The 17737-nt window shown below is 38.6% G+C and carries 12 protein-coding genes and 1 riboswitch; of the genes, 4 read left to right on the plus strand and 8 right to left on the minus strand.

What is annotated here, in order from left to right; all coding sequences use genetic code 11:
* Positions 1-118: 118 nt before the first annotated feature.
* Positions 119-2353 carry a stalk domain-containing protein gene (locus C8268_RS00100; protein WP_106765790.1) on the minus strand — a complete coding sequence of 745 codons (2235 nt, stop codon included), beginning with the start codon at positions 2351-2353 and terminating at the stop codon, positions 119-121.
* A gap of 341 nt (positions 2354-2694) precedes the next feature.
* On the opposite strand from C8268_RS00100, the gene C8268_RS00105 reads away from it, so the two are divergent.
* The 3 genes from C8268_RS00105 to C8268_RS00115 are packed head-to-tail and all read left to right on the plus strand — an operon-like array spanning position 2695 to position 6380.
* Complete coding sequence (locus C8268_RS00105) at positions 2695-4134, plus strand: spore germination protein (protein ID WP_106765791.1); 1440 nt, start codon at positions 2695-2697, stop codon at positions 4132-4134.
* A gap of 33 nt (positions 4135-4167) precedes the next feature.
* A complete protein-coding gene (locus C8268_RS00110; RefSeq protein WP_158702645.1) occupies positions 4168-5259 on the plus strand; it encodes a GerAB/ArcD/ProY family transporter in 1092 nt (363 codons plus the stop codon).
* Positions 5256-6380 carry a Ger(x)C family spore germination protein gene (locus C8268_RS00115; RefSeq protein WP_106765793.1) on the plus strand — a complete coding sequence of 375 codons (1125 nt, stop codon included), beginning with the start codon at positions 5256-5258 and terminating at the stop codon, positions 6378-6380. The genes C8268_RS00110 and C8268_RS00115 overlap by 4 nt, the downstream gene beginning before the upstream one ends.
* 71 nt (positions 6381-6451) lie before the next feature.
* Here C8268_RS00115 and C8268_RS00120 read toward each other — a convergent pair whose 3' ends face one another.
* Positions 6452-7078: a DUF5701 family protein gene (locus C8268_RS00120; RefSeq protein ID WP_337441771.1), complete on the minus strand. Its 627-nt coding sequence runs from the start codon at positions 7076-7078 to the stop codon at positions 6452-6454.
* A 199-nt stretch (positions 7079-7277) separates the two neighbouring features.
* Between C8268_RS00120 and C8268_RS00125 the strand changes: the two genes are divergently transcribed.
* Positions 7278-7991, plus strand: coding sequence for a MerR family DNA-binding transcriptional regulator (locus C8268_RS00125; protein ID WP_106765794.1), 714 nt, complete (start codon positions 7278-7280; stop codon positions 7989-7991).
* Positions 7992-8099: 108 nt separating this feature from the next.
* On the opposite strand, the gene C8268_RS00130 is transcribed toward C8268_RS00125, so the two are convergent.
* The 6 genes from C8268_RS00130 to C8268_RS00155 all read right to left on the minus strand — a co-directional run bounded on the left by C8268_RS00130 (position 8100) and on the right by C8268_RS00155 (position 17635).
* Positions 8100-8684 (minus strand): histidine phosphatase family protein, encoded by a 585-nt coding sequence (locus C8268_RS00130; protein WP_106765795.1) that lies wholly within the window; start codon positions 8682-8684, stop codon positions 8100-8102.
* Between the two features lie 54 nt (positions 8685-8738).
* Positions 8739-9899 carry a phosphoribosylglycinamide formyltransferase 2 gene (purT, locus tag C8268_RS00135; protein ID WP_106765796.1) on the minus strand — a complete coding sequence of 387 codons (1161 nt, stop codon included), beginning with the start codon at positions 9897-9899 and terminating at the stop codon, positions 8739-8741.
* A gap of 75 nt (positions 9900-9974) precedes the next feature.
* Positions 9975-10055: riboswitch (ZMP/ZTP riboswitch) on the minus strand.
* Positions 10056-10112: 57 nt separating this feature from the next.
* Entirely contained in the window at positions 10113-12242 is a 2130-nt protein-coding gene (locus C8268_RS00140) for a peptidase domain-containing ABC transporter (RefSeq protein WP_106765797.1), read from the minus strand.
* 43 nt (positions 12243-12285) lie between these two features.
* Positions 12286-15129 carry a type 2 lanthipeptide synthetase LanM gene (lanM, locus tag C8268_RS00145; protein WP_106765798.1) on the minus strand — a complete coding sequence of 948 codons (2844 nt, stop codon included), beginning with the start codon at positions 15127-15129 and terminating at the stop codon, positions 12286-12288.
* A gap of 103 nt (positions 15130-15232) precedes the next feature.
* Complete coding sequence (locus tag C8268_RS00150; protein WP_106765799.1) at positions 15233-15421, minus strand: class II lanthipeptide, LchA2/BrtA2 family; 189 nt, start codon at positions 15419-15421, stop codon at positions 15233-15235.
* Positions 15422-15484: 63 nt separating this feature from the next.
* Positions 15485-17635: a peptidase domain-containing ABC transporter gene (locus tag C8268_RS00155; protein ID WP_158702646.1), complete on the minus strand. Its 2151-nt coding sequence runs from the start codon at positions 17633-17635 to the stop codon at positions 15485-15487.
* Positions 17636-17737 lie beyond the last annotated feature (102 nt).

A 17737-nucleotide genomic window follows, 5' to 3' on the forward strand; every position in this document is an offset into this window, starting at 1 on the left:
AAGCGCAAATGGCTGCGAACATGATCGGCACTGCCATGATGAATGTAAATTCCGACGTCACTGTAACAACAGAAAAAAGCTCCACAGGCAGATCACCTGTGGAGCTTAACGATTGACTTTATTCATTAACTCTTTTCGGAAGCGGCGTAAACAGCAGGTTAATCGGCAGATTGCTGCCTGGCGCTGCAGTTAACATAATTTCAACCTTCTGTTCAAATCCGCCCGTTCGATACAACACGGACTGTTCATCAGGTCTAACCTGACCTAACGAATAAATAGGGATGATATCTCCATTAACAGTAGCATACCCGGAATATTTACCACCGCGCGGATTAAAGGAAATCAGCGTATTCGGAGCTACCTTATCTAGGGTAATTTTGTAAAGCACACCGAAATTGCCGGCATTGGATGTTGGCTCATTATACATCGGGTCGATCCCGTCCAAATTCGGATCATCCGCATTGTCCCCCAGAATAAGCCGCTGCGGCTCTCCACCTACCAGCTCTGAGTATTGAATAATACGAGTGGAGTTCGGATAGGTTCCCCGGTTGTGTACTCCATCGCTATCCAATAGAGGCAGCTTGTCTATGACACTTAACGGATCGGATTTTTCGTCGATCATAATCACATCAAACTGAACAGGCAAATCGCTATACAGGTCCGCAAATAGAGAAATAACATCTCCTTTTTTCATTCTTTGCTTGTTGAGTTCTGTCATAACGAGTTTTTGTTCACCCGGCTTCAGAGTAATCGATGATTGCTTGGAACCATCCTGCATGGATTGGAAGTAATTCAGTACGGATTTTTTTCCCGCCGCTGTTGCGATGTAGGAAGGTCCGGCAAACCCTAAGTAGTCTGTTCTTAAGGTGACTGGAGCATCATTCTTGTTTGTAGCTACCACGTACATTTTCACATTTTTATTGAGATTGTTAACATGATGAATCATAAAACGCATATCACCGACTGCGGTTTCGCGATACACAATGCCCTCGCTGTTTACCGTTTCCGGACTGTTGCTTCGGACCAAAGTGCTAGGCTCGTCATGGAACGTATAGTTGATCTTTGGTCTGGAAGGAACGTCAGAGCTGTTAAACGTAAATTTCTCACCTGCCGGTACAAAGAGCTGGTTGAAATCATCCTCCGAATAGAGCGACTCATCTGTAATATTAACAGTGACTTCATGAGTGGAACTTAACCCCTGGTTGTCGGTTACAGTTAACTGAATGGTTTTGGGACCTGGCGTAAAAAAGGCAAGCTCCTTGTTCTCCCATTTTCTAGTCTTGATCTCACCATCATCGGTGCTCTTATCGGTGTATGTAATATATTCACCCATCTTATACTCATACTTGTCCGTAGAGAAGGAAGCCACCGGAGGCTGGTTTGGCTGGATGACGGTTATCTTTTGTGTATACGGATCACTCCACGAACCGCTTGAATCCTGAACCGAATAGCTGATTATGTATTCTCCCGGAGTATCGAATATTTCTTGCTTTCCTTCCCAACGCTCATCGATAATAGGCAGTCCTGATGGAGACTCTGCTTCAGTCTTGTATGTAACGACTGTTTCGCCGGCAAAAATTTCTTTAGGCTCAACTGTAAATTTGGCCGTTGGTTTGATCTCCAGATTCATCATAATCCGCTTGCCTTTATTGTCTACTTTGTATGAAATATCCAAAGCCTGTGTGATCGCTGTTAAAGGAACCATGAACGTATTTTTAGTCTGGTAGGAGGTTCCCTTCATCGGCTTTGTTACACCGTTAACTTTATAATTGCTGCTGTTTGTTTTGAATCGAAGCTCATCGCTGCCTTTCGTTATAATCGTTTCCTTTGTTTTCTTGTCATAAGTAACCTTAAAACCAACACGGTCTACAAGTGCTCGAATCGGAACGTAGGAAACTCCCTTCTTAACTTGCATTGGCTGAGGAGCATAGTATACTTTGCCGCCTTGTTCCATTTTGTTGCTGTTAAAGTGAAGTATAAGTTCATTCATCTCAGATGATTGCGGTACTGCTGGCTGATCTTTGTCTTCAGTTGCGGTTTCATTCGTCTCTTCTGTGTCCTCGTTATTGGAATTCTGAGAGGCTTGATCCTCAAGTTCCTCAGTTTCCGGCTGCTTGGCATCCGAAACAGCTTCATCTTTTCCAACCTGTGTATTTGCTTCATTCATATTCTGAGGTTCTTCTGGTGCTTTAACTTCCTCAGCTTTCAGAGCTTTCTGATTCGATTCCACCGCTTCCTGGGTAACCGCTCCTTGTGGCAGATCGCTGTTACCCGCTTCGGCACCGACCGCAGCTGCGCCTGCAACCTGGGTCAATGCCAGCACAGTAATTATGGATATTTTCTTCAGTTTCATTCTCAGACTCCTTCAATTCTAGTTTTATTTTTCCAATTTGTCATAGTATTAGACGTATATTTTCCCAAATAGTTTCTATAATTGTCCAAGAAAAATTGAAACTTGTCCGATAACGAAGTTTTTTCTCTATTACTGGAAACATTATCCACTTAATATACGTGCTACATAAAAAGACACCACTAAATATAGAATATCTGGCATCATACCCATAAGGATACGGTACATATCTGGACATCAGGTGAAAATCATGCTTTTCATCAATAGCTGCATTCTAAGCATAATTTCCAAATGATCAGGACAATTTATGAAATATTAATTCGAAATGGAGGCTGCTGTCGTTTATGAATAACAAAAATACAACGGCTTTTTCCTCTGTCCATCAGAATAAGGAATATATGGAGCACGCCCTGTTTCAGCCCTCTGACATGAAGACAAGGGATCTCGAATTCAGAGGAATTCCTGGAATGCTTCTGTACCTTGAATCCGTAGCAGATTCTGAACTAATCGAACAAAACGTTATAACTCCTATAAATCGAAGTCGCGACGACAAAGAACTTAGCGAACTGTTTACAGCAGTCGATTGCAAGCAGGAAACGGATCTAGAAAAAGCTGTTATCAGCATCGTGCAGGGAGATTGTATTTATTTTTTAGAAGGCCAATCCGAATTTTACACCCTGTCCACATCGGCAAAATACTTTAGAAGCGTGGCCGAGCCAGAGAACGAGAGTATAATTCGAGGTCCTCATAATGGCTTTATCGAAAGTTTGAAGGTGAATTTATTCCAGATTCGCAAGACGGTCAGCTCTCCTAATCTCACCGTTCGATATTTGGAGCTTGGGGGAAGTACTCCCAAGCAAATTGCGATGGTATACATGCAAGATATAGCTAGTGAAGATATCCTGAATAAAGTTGAAAAGAGACTGAAAAATATCAGTTTGGAAACGATCCTCACTACCGGATACTTGCAAGAAGCCATGGAAGATAATCCGTATTCCATATTCCCGCAGCATCTGAGCACAGAGCGCCCAGACATTGTCTGTGGTCATGTGCTTGCCGGTCATGTCGCTATATTAATGGATGGTGATCCCACTGCGTTAGTTGTGCCGGTTAATTTCTTCACTTTTTTCAAGTCGCCCGATGATTACAGTAACCGGTGGATGATCTCCTCCTTTGTTCGTTTTATTCGTTTAATTAGCTTTATCGTGGCTTTCCAGCTCCCAGCGATGTATATAGCAACGGTTGCATTTCACTCCAGTGTACTGCCGCTTCAATTATTTTTTACGGTTCAGGGGTCTTTGACACGGGTACCGTTTCCACCCGTAGTAGAAGCGATGGTACTTGAGCTTATTTTTGAGTTGCTTCGGGAAGCCGGTCTTCGTCTTCCGAACCGGGTCGGACAAACGATCGGCATCGTCGGCGGTTTGGTCATCGGGGACGCAATCGTGAAGGCAGGCCTGATATCTTATACGATGATCATCGTCGTTGCATTAACCGCCATAGCCTCTTTTCTCATTCCCTCCAATGAGATGAGCTCGTCCATTCGCATGTTAAGGTTTCCTTTGATGCTTGCTGCCGCCATATTCGGATATATCGGAATATCCTTTGGACTCACGATATTATTTATCCATTTGGTCAAGCTTGAGTCATTTGGAAAGCCATATTTTAAACCGCTGGCTCCGTTAAAATTTAGAAGCCTCAAGGATTCGTTCATACGCTTTCCGATGTGGAGCATCCGCAGAAGCAACAAAAACAACTCCGGCCCCCAATCCGGCCACAAATAATATATTCAATTCATGAAGTAAAGGATGAAAGTGATGAGCCATGAAAAAATGCTTTCCCAAAAACAGTTTTTCTTTTTTATTATTCAGGCACAAATCGGGGTTGGAGTTCTTTCGCTGCCTCATGCACTGAATAGCACGGCTAAAGGTGGCTCTTTTATATCGGTTTTAATTGCGGGGCTCGTCACTCAATCCATCATCTTTTTCATGTATTTCTTGCTGAAAAAGTTCCCGGAGCTCAATCTTTTTCATATATTGCTTAAACTGTTTGGGCCGTTTATAGGCAGAATATTGATCGCCTGTTACATCATTCATTTCATTCTGCTAGGTGCTAACATTATGCTCAGTGCCGTTGATATTTTGAGCAGCTGGATTCTTGTGTCTACACCCAAATGGGTGTTGATGCTCCTCTTTTCAATCATGACTTTCTATCTAGCCAAGGAGAAGTTAACTGTATTGGCCCGTTTTTTCACAATTTCATCGTTTCTTTTTATCCCCTTGATTATTTTTGTGACCTACGGTTTAACTCAAGCCCAATTTGAATATATGTTACCGCTGTTCGAGGCAGGAGCTTTAAATATATTAAAAGGAGCTCAAGATGCAACGGTTTCTATGTATGGATTTGAGATGATGCTCATTATTTTTCCTTTTATTAACGGTTCCAACAAACAAAAACTGTTATCCATTACCCTGGCCAATTCATTCGTAACGTTATTCTATACATTTGTCGTGCTTACTTGTGTCATGGTATTTAACAGCAATCAACTGGATCTAATACCCGAACCTGTTATTTATCTGATGAAATCCCTTAATTTCTATATTTTTGACCGGGCTGATATTATATTTTTGCCCATTTGGGCTATTACAATCGTTTGCTCAACGGTGAACTATTGTTATGCTTCAGCTAATGGGCTTGCTATCTTTTTTAACAGGAAAAACCATGAGAAATTCACTGTTTATGTCAATATTTTCATTTTCACGATTGCATTGATCCCTGTAACTCCGCTGGCTATGCATCAGTTTAATTTATTAAACATATATTCCACATACATTTTTATTGCCTTGATCCCGATCGCGCTGATGTTTCTATCTCTATTTGTCAAAAGGAAGGCCGGTGAACCGATATGAGACTCTTTCGTTGTATATTGTTGACGCTTTTCGTTTCCGTATCCTTAACTGGGTGCTGGGATCGGGAATACTTAAAAGATATAAGTCTTGCTTACACCGTTGCCTTTGATCGAAAGGATGATGGAAAGTTATTGGAAACGGTTGAAATTATTATTCCGGCAGAAACAGAGCAAGCGGCCACAACCAACGAAATTCATACAAGTGAAGGACAGTCTGTCCGCGATGCAAGCAATGAAATGCGAAATAGAGTCCGAGGCAACATGAGACTTACTAAAAATGGGCTTCAACTATTGGGAAGACCGCTAGCAGAACATGGTCTATATTCTGTGCTGGATGTAAACTTCAGAGATCCTTCCATACCAACTTCTGATGTTCGATTGATTGTTACTGAAGATGAGGCCACAAAAATTCTAAACCAAAAGATGGTTGGCACAGTGAAAATCGGGGAGTTTCTTACGCACAAAATTAAAAGCTTGGAAAGAATGAGTATATTTTACCCTTCTGAAACGATGGATAAAGTGTTCCGATCTTTAAAAGATCCAGGACAAGACTTTGCTCTTCCTTACATCGGACTTGAAGGCAAAGAAATCGTTGCAAAAGGGGTGGCCCTGTTTCATGAACAGCGGCTTACCAGCTCACTGGATACCGATCAATCGATTATGCTGGTCCTTCTCAGGGGCAGGCATGGCGAAAATGCTCGTTTTAACAGAAAATTGGAAATCGGTAGTCCGGATCATTTAAACGGCATGATCAGCTTCAATGTAGGCAAAAAAGAATTGGTGCGGAAATTTAAAGTGCATGTTGCTAAAAATGGAGACGTTCATGTTGAGTTGAATTTGAAACTTCAAGCTATCGTTGAAGAGTTTACACAGGATAAAAAACTGAATGAAAATAATCTGGGACGTGTGAATGAAAAACTCTCTGAAATGCTGACAGCAGAAGCGGAAGAAGTCGTGCGCAAACTTCAACAGGCAAACTGCGATATTTTTGGAGTAGGGAGAAAATTGATCGCTTATCATAACGATGTATGGAAAACCAAGGATTGGAACAAAGATTATCAAAAAGTCCAGTTTCATACAAAAGTTAATGTGGAGATCGTAGATACAGGTGTTATTTTTTAACTGTTTGAAATCAAAGGAACTGTTCATCCTCTCGTGCACAGTTCCTTTTTGATTAGCCATTTGAATTCACTTTACATGCCGACTCTTGAGCAGCAAGATGCTGATCCGAGCCATGTATGCGGGTTGCCTGCCCAACACCAGCCGAGCTTCGGTTTCCCGGCACTGATCCACAAGGCGGTAACCCTTCGGTCTCCACACCGAGAGCCAAGCAGTGAGAATCCGTTGTTCTTCATCAGCAAATCAGGAAAATGCGTTACAACAGCAATCCCTTCCTCTAACGTAAGCGGGGATCGGCTATCGTTTATAATCGTCTTAATCGCTTCATTCGGTGTAACGTTCCGTGTTTCTTTCCCTGTATCGATGTCCGTAATCATATATGCCATGCCATCAGGCAGCTCGATCCCTTCAATAGGTTTAAATCTCTGTATATCTTCTGCATCCATTACACTGAATCCGTTTTGATTTTTTCGCTCCACAAGCTGCATCGCCTTTTCTCCATCCACCCGCTCGCTTCGAATCACAATAACATACGGAATATTTCCTTCTTTCGTTCCTCCGCTTCGCTCCAACTCCTTGGCTTTTGACTTCAGAGGCATGAGCTGATTTCTAAATTCTTCTTCGCTTAAATCCATCATTGCCGGGTAGCCTTTTTGAATCAAACGATCCACTTGTCGGTCAAAGTCGTTGTTAGTCATCATTTTTGCTATATCCTCTCTTTCACGAAACAAGCTCTTCACTATTTTCATATAAATTGTTTTACTCATTCATCGTACTACATTCACGCTAATTCTAAACTTTTTGTATTTTACCCGTTGAATTTTCTATTCTTTTAATTCATAACTTTATAATTGAACTTTAAGCTTTATTTAGGTATAATGCCGAATTTGAGGTGAAGCCATGTATGTAAGACCGAAAGATATTGCAGCAAAGCTTAACATCAGTACCAGCGCTTTAAGAAACTATGAGGCACAGGGGCTCGTTCCTCCGGCTGATCGTTCAGCGAATGGATATCGGATGTATAAGGAAGAACATATTGCTTATTTTGAATGTATCCAAGCGATGTCCCCGGGTTTTGGTATGGAAGTGACCAAAGAGGTGCTCTGCAATATTCAAGCAAAAAAAATGGATGACGCACTCCGATTGGTAAACGAGGTTCAAGCTAATTTGCATCGTGACATAAAACGGGCTGAAGAAACGATTTCTATCCTGAAGTCTGATAGGCCTCGCTTAGATCGTTCATCGGAAAGTCTGGAATGGAAGACCATCGGGGAAGTTTCTGCAGAGACAAGCCTCCCCAGCTCAACCATCCGTTATTGGGAAAGCATCGGACTCATCACTTCTTCTCGTGATCCACACAATGGATACCGAATATTTAGTCCATCTCAAATTCGAAAAATCCTTTTGCTTCGAACCTTGCGCCCAGCCGTCTATTCGTATGATTTGGTTGGGCTGAAGCAAGCCATCGGGGCACTGGATCACAACGATGCGGAACACGCCATCAAAATCGCTCAAGATTCACTCGCCTATCTGAACAAAATAAACCAAAAGCTGCTTCGTGGAAGCTACTATTTATACCGTTTATTACTTCAGTTAAAACTAGTAAGTGATTAAAAGGCAAAGGGGCTGTCTCTAAAGGTCTTTGACCTAAAGAGACAGCCTTTTCTTTCACTCTTGCTCTAGAATGGACTTCCCCTTGCATCCTATGAAAACAAAGCATCTCTATGCAGGATTCCACAACCGCTCCACATGTGTTAACTCGGTATCCACAAATTCCAGTTTATAAATATCCGGTTTGGACGTTCCTTTCCAAAATTCAAAACCGTACTTAGCATCAAAATAATTCATAATGATGGTCATGATATTCCCATGTGTACCCAATGCGATTTTCTTACCTTTGTGCTCAGCAAGCAACTTCTTCATGATCGGTATCGTTCTCTCCTGCGCCTGCCTTGTTGTCTCCCCTTCCGGCATACAAAAATCAATATCTCTAAAAGATTGCTCAATTCCTACTAGCAACTCTTCATCGGATACCGCTTCATTCAAACTCCCAATGGGTCTTTCAATAAGTTCGTTATATAAAAGAATGTCTTTTTGCAGCAGATGTGCAAGCGGGGCTACGGTTTCTTTGGCCCTGTTATACGGACTGGAGACAATAACATCGATGCCTTCGTCTAGTAACAGCTCAGCCACTCTTTGGGCATCGTCCCTTCCTTGCTCATTCAGACTTGCACCGCTTCCAGAACGTTCAAGCTCTAATGAAAATGGCGCTATGCCATGACGAACAAAATACAAATATGTCTTCATTTCTTACCACCCCCAATATCTAAGCGTTTTTTCGCATACATTTAAACGTCAAACTTAATCTTCAACGACGCCGAGCTCATCAAGTGCCCGCTTGGCCTGCTTTCGGGCTTCTTCAACCGAACCGGACGTCGATAAGGCAACCGCCATTCTTCGGCCGACTTTTGTAACCGGCTTTCCAAATACACGAACCTGCGTGCTTGGAACGGACAAAGCTTTTTCGATGCCCGTGATTCGATACTGCTCAAGTTCAAGCCCCGCTTTTAACGGGCGACTGGCCCCCGGTGTTATAAGCTCAATCTCCGGTACAGGATAACCAAGAATCGCACGAACATGAAGTGCAAATTCAGACAGATTTTGCGTGACAAGTGTAACCAGTCCGGTATCATGGGGCCTTGGTGACACCTCACTGAAGTAAACTTTGTCTTTTGTTAAAAAGAGTTCGACACCAAACAGGCCATAACCTCCAAGCTCGTCTGTTATCGTTTTAGCGATATGCTTTGCTTCTTTCATCTGATCCTCTGTCATCGGATGCGGCTGCCAGGATTCAATATAATCCCCGCTTTCTTGAATATGTCCGATCGGTGCACAAAAGCTTGTTCCGTTCACGGAGCGAACGGTGAGCAGCGTAATTTCGGAATCAAAATGAATAAATTCTTCAATAATAACTCGTCCGCTGCGAACCCGGCCGCCTTCCATCGCCACATTCCAGCAGTGCTCTATGTCCTTCTCCTCACGGCAAACACTTTGGCCCTTTCCGGAAGAACTCATCAGCGGTTTGATCACGCATGGATATCCCATTTCTTTCACTGCTTGAACAAACTCGTCATACGTGTCCGCGAATGCATAACCCGCTGTTTGCAGCCCCAGCTTCTCGGATGCAAGACGCCTTATCCCTTCCCGATCCATCGTGAGCTTCACTGCACGCGCGGTCGGAACAACCCGATATCCTTCTTCCTCTAGCTTAACAAGCTCTGAAGTTGCCAGCGCTTCAATCTCGGGTACAATCAGGTCCGGTTGTTCCTGCTCGATAATCGTACGAAGCTGCTTTCGATCCAGCATATCAATGACATAATTGCGGTGAGCGACCTGCATTGCAGGCGCATGGGCATAATGATCAACCGCTATCGTCTCGACACCCAATCGCTGGGCTTCAATCACAACTTCCTTTCCAAGTTCTCCCGATCCAAGCAACAACATTTTTTTCGTTTGCAACATTTCATATCCCCCACTTAATCTTATTGATCTGACATTTTTCAGAAAAATAAAAGAGGCAAGGAGAAAAAAACTCCTTACCTCCGCCCAGGCGTACGGCCGCTGCCAACAATGTGCTCCCTCATGGTTCCCCATGCTACGCCAGTTACACATCGGCATCTCATTTGTCATGTAAATCATACTGAAATCTTCGTCTATTTGCAATGTACAACGATCTTAATAGCTAGGACTGTACTCCAGCACATTAAAATAATTTCGATAAAACTCATTATTTTCAATCAAATATTCATGATTTCCACAAGCATCAATTTCTCCATCTTTTAACACTACAATCTTGTCGGCATCTCTAATCGATGTTAGTTTATGGGATATAATAATTCTTGTACAATTTATTTCTTTTAAATATTCATCAATTCGTTTCTCATTTTTATAGTCTAAGGAGCTTGTTGCTTCATCAAAAACGATAAATTTCGGTTGATTGATAAGAGCTCTGGCTATGGCGATTCTTTGCCGTTGTCCACCGGATAAATTCGTTCCGGACTCCGATACATACGTGTTAAATTTCATCGGCATATTCATGATATCATCATAAATGTTCGCTTTTATAGCGACTCTTTCCAAATCCTCATCACTTACTTCATGATCATGCAGTATAATATTCTCTCTAATCGTCTTATTAAAAAGAGTAATTTCTTGTGGAACGATACCGATCAAGCTTTTTAAGTAATTCGTTTCAATATCAAAGCTATCATATTCGTCAAAATATACTTTTCCGGAAGTTGGAGGATAGAGTCCAACGATCATTTTCGCTAATGTGCTTTTACCACTGCCGCTCTCTCCAACTAGAGCTACTTTTTCACCTGCATTAATTTGTAATGTGATTTGATTTAATACAGATTTTTTTCCATATTTATAGCTCACATTCTCTAGGCGAATATTTCCCTGTAAGTTTGGTTTGTCCCCTTCAGGATTCCTTTTCTCTTCTTCTTCAATTAAAACATTATGTACTCGATTTAAATACATCGTTGATGAAACAAAGGATGAATACAGCTGGAATAAAGATTTACAGTTGTTAAACAACTGAATCGACAATGAATAGAGCATTACGACTTCTCCAATAGTCAACTTTCCTTGTAATGAGAGATACGCACCGAACCAGATCACCAATAAAGGAGAAATGGCCTCAAATGCCCCGATCGCCGTTTGAATATAATTCGCAAAAATCTCTTTCTTTTTAATAGAGTTTATAAAGCTTTCTAATTTCTTTTTCCACTCTTTATAAACACGCGCTTCGATTCCGTTGATTTTGACCGAGAAAATATTGAAGATCATTTCATTCTGGTAAGCCTGCAACTTCGAAGTATTCATCACCTCATTATTGGTGTACCTGCTTAAATATCTTTTATTCACCAATAGAAGCAATCCATAGATGAGGATAAGAATACCACATAATAAAGCGATGGTAGCTGAGTATAAGAACATAAACAAAATGATGAAAACGAGAAAAAATATATTCATCGCACTTGTAATCACTTCTGTAGATAAAGTGTTTCTTATAATTCGTATACTCGACGCACTATATAAAATATCCCCCGTTGAACGGGACTGAAAAAAATGATAGGGAAGCTTTAATAAGTGAGAAAAAAAATCATCCATAAATTTATAATCAACATTATTATTGATATACAAAACAGATTTACCTTGAATCAACTTGATGATGGTTTGAAACGCTACGACCATAATGGCTGCGATTAAAACAATACTGATATTCAAACTATTATTACTGAGCCGATCAATAATTTCCTGTATAAAATAGCTTAATATTAATGTTATTCCATATAAGAACATTGAAGAAATTAAAAATATCGTCATCAATTTCTTATTTAAGATGATGTATTTTAAATAATGGCGCCACACATTCTCTCTTTTTTTCACTGGTGACTTTTCTGTGCGATTTACTTCTATAATATAGTTACTAAATTTTTCATTGAATTCTTCATACGTTATTCTAACTTTATCAATCCCTGCCGGATCAAAAATCCAAACACCTTTTTTATCAAATTTTTCGATGACAACAAAATGTTTCTCTTCCCATAAAGCAATACAAGGAACTCCAAAATCTTCGGTGTCTGTCGCTTCAATCTCGTATGCCCTGGCTTCAAAATCCATCTTTTCGAATATATCCATGATGTCATATAAACTGAGTCCGTCTCTTCCCGTATTCCCTATTTCTCTTAATTCTTTAAGAGTTACATTGAATCCATGATAACTGCTTATCATAGCTGTACAACAATATCCGCATTCCGTCTGATGGATCTGTCCAACCATTCTTATCTTTTTTTTCACTTTACGCTCACCCAATACCGATTAATTAAACAGCTTGTTCACATCAAACTTCCAAATAGAGAATATTAGGAATATCGTTACCTAACATCGATATCAAGAAATATACTAAACCAGCCTCACCCAGAAACAGCCCAATCGACTCGGCATGAGCCCCTAAACCACCAACATAATCATCCCAACTCTTCGGAAGGTAAAAATAGTTTGCAGGCAGCGCACCCACATGATTTAATAATAGAAAATTACCAATATACCCATGGCATAGAGAGTAATTTGTAAAACGTTGAATCGATTTTTCTGAATTTTTCTTTAATGGATCTAACATCAGTGATTCAGGAGATACCTCATTCCTCATTTCCATTCTTGAACTATACATACCAACTGATCCCTGACACCAGTAGTCTTCAACATATTTATTATCATTCTTTCTAGTGTCGTACCATTGATCCGTCTGTGAATCATATTTTTTATTTTCAAAACGAATTAGCTCTTCGATCATATTTAGAGGAATATCCGTATGCGAAGATGCAACTTTCAAAGCATATGTAATACCTGAATAGCCATGAGCAAAGCCAGTGCGGTAATCTTTATTTATGATTTGTTTTTCTAGCTCTTTTATGATGTAATTCGTGATCGCCCTTATACATGGCATTAATTTTTCTGATTTTGATTCCGTATGAACTCTGCATAAAATAACTAACAAGCTGCTTATACCGCTAGCAAAGTCAATTTCAATATCTTCTATTTCTAATGTACTTACGATCTTCTCTGAGAACTTTTCCGCTAGCTCAACTGCTTTAGATATCAACGCTGCATCATTTCTCAATTTCCCTAAATAAAGATACGTATAGATCACAGAACCTGTGTTTCCAAACCCGCAAAGATTATTCTCATACTCTAAAAGCTTATGTTCGTTCTCAACAAGATCATCCATTAAGAGAGAGTAATAATGTTCATACTTCTCAGAATCAATAAACTTGGATAGTAAAGCAAATAATATCGCCATCCCTGTTATGCCATCGTATAAACCATAAAGCATATAACCCAGCTTCGCTTTTTGTTCACCATCTGTTATATGTGAAAACCACTGAATCCGGCCACTCTGGAGCCTGGTCGATTTCTCTAAAATATCTTGAGTCCAATATTCAATCTGTTTCTTCATTTCTAATTTGTCATGAATGTATATTTTCAGTAGAGGTTCTGGATCTATGTATTTTGTATCTACATCTGTCTTTGATAATTCAAAACCTAGCGATAATCTTATAATTTTCGCTTGAAACTTTAAATCATCGTCACTAAGTAATTCGATTTTTGCTTTCGCGCTATCCAGTGGAGAAACACCAAAATAATCATCTTTTTGAATATGATTAATTTTAATAAACGTACTCCCAATCGACGTATAAAAATACGGGACATCTTCATTTTCCAAACTTTTAATTTCTTCATTAATGATATCTGTCGTGAATTTTTCAGATGGATATTCAAGCAATAATTGAAATAGTTCTTTTCTTTTTTCCTGGCTGACAAGATATTTCGGATACTTTGACATCGTAAGAAATTCTGAATAGGTTTGAGTCGGACGTAACACAACTCTAATCGTATCATTGATAAAAATATCAATTAATTCAGAAAATTCATCTTTAGCATTTTTGATTACATTGTAACCATAAGCAAATCCATTACAAATATCATCAATATAATGCATCGCCTCTATTTTCTGTCCCATAAATATCGGAATATTTCTTTTTCCGTCTAAAATAAACGGTTTGTTGACGAACTGCATGTCATCACTCTTACGATTAATGAGATTCAACGAGGAATATAGCTCGGATACTTGACCTTCTTTTCCAGATAAGCCGCTAATCTCAAAATCCATAAACTTCCCATAATCCATCGGAAGCATCATGGTAGACAATACGGATGTTTGATAAGATTTTGTAAGTTCATCCCCTTCGATCGGTTCTATATTGGAAAAAAACGTTTCAATATCGATTAACACCGGATCGGATTCATCAGCGATCACATTTTCATAATGAAAATCGCCTGCATTCAAAATATACATAACTGCTATATTCATGCCCTGTTTATAATAAAAATGATGGGCTGATTCTAGCGTTTGCAGCTCTCTATTGCGAATATATTGTTGCCAGCCATACCCTTGTTTGCAGATCACTTCAGGATATTTTAAATGTTGATTAGGATCATCGCTTTTTGAATTGATCCAATTTAATACTTTATTAAAGTTTCTCTCTATATTCATAAATTTAGGTTTATATACAAATTTCCCTAAATTGGTTTCTATTATTTTTACACTTTTTCCATTGTTATGAGGGTCTCCAAGACCAAATTTATATCCTTCAACAATAAAATCTTTATTTTGAAAAAACATGCACTTTATATCGTTGTAATCCTTGACAATATTAGTTAAAATGTTAAATTGCTCTTCCAGTATTTGATTCATTTTTAATACAATTAATGATAGGATTTCAGGGTATTCTTCCAAGATTTCAAAAAATCCGTCTTCATTGCCTAAAATTTCATCATCAAAGTAAAGATATCGCTCTTCGCTGGTATCTCCAACTAAAGAACCGCTAAGCCTATTTATATTAAGCTCTGTTAATAATGTATTTGAAACTACCTCTCTTATTTTGTAAAAGATCTCATCAACAATCGCTTTGTCATAATTTTGATCTATGATACTTGAAGTAACCAAGGGATTAAATGGCTCATCCATAATACGCTTTAAAGAATAGCTAAACGGTGCATAAAAATTACGAAAGTATTCTTCTGTTATTCCAGTTTCCTTTGAATGATCGAGAAAATATTCTTTAAGTAAAATTTTTAAATCCTCATGATCCTTTATTAATGGAAAAGAAAGAATACTTTTCATAATATCAGCCCCTTCTCATCATATAGACTGTATTAAGGTAAATGGAAAGCAGTACGACTTTGACCCCTTTACTTTAATACAATCATTTTAATCAGTTCTTAAATTAGCAATCACCCGTACATGCTGTTGATGGGCATAATGCAGCGGTAACAAAACCGCAAATCCAAGAAGAAGTCGTAATTCCGAGCGCCTCAGCTCCAGCTCCTACTTTTTCTTGCAATTGCTTTTCATCTTTCTCACAGATAAATGTATTGTTTTCCAGAACGGCTTTTCTAATTTCTCTTTTCGACATGTTGACATCTTCCCTTCATATAAAATTATATATATAAACTTTTGGTCAAAGTCGTACCCCTTGTTAACTTGAATACAAATAGTGATATTTCCCCATCTTTTCTATTAAATCATCATGTGTTCCATGCTCTACGATCTCACCATTTTCTATTAAAAAAATCCGATCACAATTTTTTATCGTTTCTAACCGATGGGCGACGATAATTGAAATGTTGTCTTGACTTAGTATATTATTCATTATTTTTCTTTCCGTAGTATAGTCCAGATAGCTTGTACCTTCGTCAAATATTAATACGGTAGGCTGGTTTAATATCGCTCGCGCTATGGCAATTCTTTGTCTCTGACCACCGGATAGATCCACACCTGAATCTGTAGGCACTGTATAATATCCCATAGGAAACCTTGATATATCTTGATCTAAACAAGCAGCTTCTGCAGCTTTGACCACATCTTCTTCCGTAAAGGAGTATCGTTGCGCACGGATATTTTCAAAAATGGTATCCGAATAAATATGCATATCTTGAAGTACACACGATACCTGTTTGCTCAGTGAAGCTGTATTAATTTCATGAATCGGTATGCCATTATAATAAATAGGAAGATCCTTTTCTCTATACAATCCTGCCAATAACTTGATAAGTGTGCTTTTACCTGAACCTGTTGAGCCTACAATCGCGATTTTTTCACCACAATGAATTTGCAAATTAATATTTTTTAAGATCAAATTTGAATCTTTCGTATAAGAAAAATTCAGATTTCTCACTTCGATTGTCTTTATTTCACCAATTTCTTTATGACCATCCTCTTCTTCTGGATGTAATACAATATCATTGATTCTTTCAATAAAACTGCTATTAACCAGATATTCACTATATGTATTGATGACCTGGCTGATCAAAGAGATCGACATGACAGTGAAAGTTTGAGCTATAATAATCTCTCCTAATGTTACTTCCTGGTATATTACTAAAAGAAAACCAACCAAAAGTAATACTAAGGGAATCACAATATTCATTGTATTAACAAACGTTGAAATGAGCCCTTGGTAAAATTGTTTGCGTTTTCTGATTTTTTGTAATTCAGAAAAGACCTGTTTCCATTTTGAATAAATATCATCTTCAGAACGCATCACTTTCGTTAACTGAACAGAATGCAAAGTTTGAATTTGAATACTGTTAGACAGGGAGTTTAATGTAAACTCTTGTTGACTGAGTTCTCTAATCTTATGAGATAAACTGTAGATCAGTGTCTGATTTAAAATTAAAAATATGATATGTACGAAAAATAACTTAACGGATATTGAAAAAACGTAGCCAATTAAAACAATAAATAATCCGATGTCAAAATACATCTTTATAAATTTATCTAATAGAAAATCCTTCAATACATTTACACTGCCCAAACTAGTCAATAACTCTCCATTTGTACGAGACTCGAAAAAAGAATACGGTAATTTCAATGTTTTTTTAAATGCATCCGATACGATTTTCTTTTCTGTATCCACTCGTAATGATAACGAAATAAGTTCGCGGATAAACGCTATAACAAAAACCAAAATTAAAAACAATAATAGAACCATCGAAAAATTACTAAATAATGTTAAGTACTCTTCTGTATTTCCGTGTTGTGCAACGCTAGTTATACTGTTGATCAGCCTTTTGGAATATTCAGCCGAAAAAATAGTAACCAAATACATAAAGATAGATAAGAGCAGACTTAACACGATCTTGCCAGTTGATGATTTCAGGGATGAGATAAAAAAGTTCCATTTTTTCCTAAATTTGATTTTCGGTGTTTTTATCGAGTTTTCTAATTCATTGACTTCTAACAATATATTGCTAAATTTATGTAATAGCTCTGTTTCCGAATATGTTTTCCTGCCCAGTTCAGGATCGACAATAAAATAATGATTGTTTTTTATTTTTTCCAACACGACAAAATGCTTGTTTTCCCAAAACAGAATAGATGGAAGTTTCACATGCTTCAAAGCTTCCACTATATTTTCCGTCTTGATTTTTAACACTTTTGCTTGATAATTAAATTTTTTAAAATATTCTTTAATATGAAATATATTGACTCCATCCCGAATAGAACCTATGTCATTACGAATATCTCTTAGTTCTACATTGCAACCATAATAATCCAGAACCATTTTACAGCAGCAAAGTCCACATTCATTCGGTTGTAATTGCCGAATAACCTTTATTTTTTTCATTGTGCACCTCCTATGAAAGTAACTGTTTATCCCATTCTTACCTCGCATTGGAGGTGCATCATCATAACACCCGTATTGCATCCGCTTTCAGATCTAGAGGAT

This window comes from Paenibacillus faecalis, assembly GCF_900289175.1.
Lineage (GTDB): Bacteria > Bacillota > Bacilli > Paenibacillales > Paenibacillaceae > Paenibacillus_AQ > Paenibacillus_AQ faecalis.

Excerpts from the sequence above, each read along its gene's own strand:
- C8268_RS00100 (WP_106765790.1), bottom strand. The coding sequence starts at position 2,353 with ATGAAACTGAAGAAAATATCCATAATTACTGTGCTGGCATTGACCCAG.
- C8268_RS00105 (WP_106765791.1), top strand. The coding sequence starts at position 2,695 with ATGAATAACAAAAATACAACGGCTTTTTCCTCTGTCCATCAGAATAAG.
- C8268_RS00110 (WP_158702645.1), top strand. The coding sequence starts at position 4,168 with ATGAGCCATGAAAAAATGCTTTCCCAAAAACAGTTTTTCTTTTTTATT.
- C8268_RS00115 (WP_106765793.1), top strand. The coding sequence starts at position 5,256 with ATGAGACTCTTTCGTTGTATATTGTTGACGCTTTTCGTTTCCGTATCC.
- C8268_RS00120 (WP_337441771.1), bottom strand. The coding sequence starts at position 7,078 with ATGATGACTAACAACGACTTTGACCGACAAGTGGATCGTTTGATTCAA.
- C8268_RS00125 (WP_106765794.1), top strand. The coding sequence starts at position 7,278 with ATGTATGTAAGACCGAAAGATATTGCAGCAAAGCTTAACATCAGTACC.
- C8268_RS00130 (WP_106765795.1), bottom strand. The coding sequence starts at position 8,684 with ATGAAGACATATTTGTATTTTGTTCGTCATGGCATAGCGCCATTTTCA.
- purT (WP_106765796.1), bottom strand. The coding sequence starts at position 9,899 with ATGTTGCAAACGAAAAAAATGTTGTTGCTTGGATCGGGAGAACTTGGA.
- lanM (WP_106765798.1), bottom strand. The coding sequence starts at position 15,129 with ATGAAAAGTATTCTTTCTTTTCCATTAATAAAGGATCATGAGGATTTA.
- C8268_RS00150 (WP_106765799.1), bottom strand. The coding sequence starts at position 15,421 with ATGTCGAAAAGAGAAATTAGAAAAGCCGTTCTGGAAAACAATACATTT.
- C8268_RS00155 (WP_158702646.1), bottom strand. The coding sequence starts at position 17,635 with ATGAAAAAAATAAAGGTTATTCGGCAATTACAACCGAATGAATGTGGA.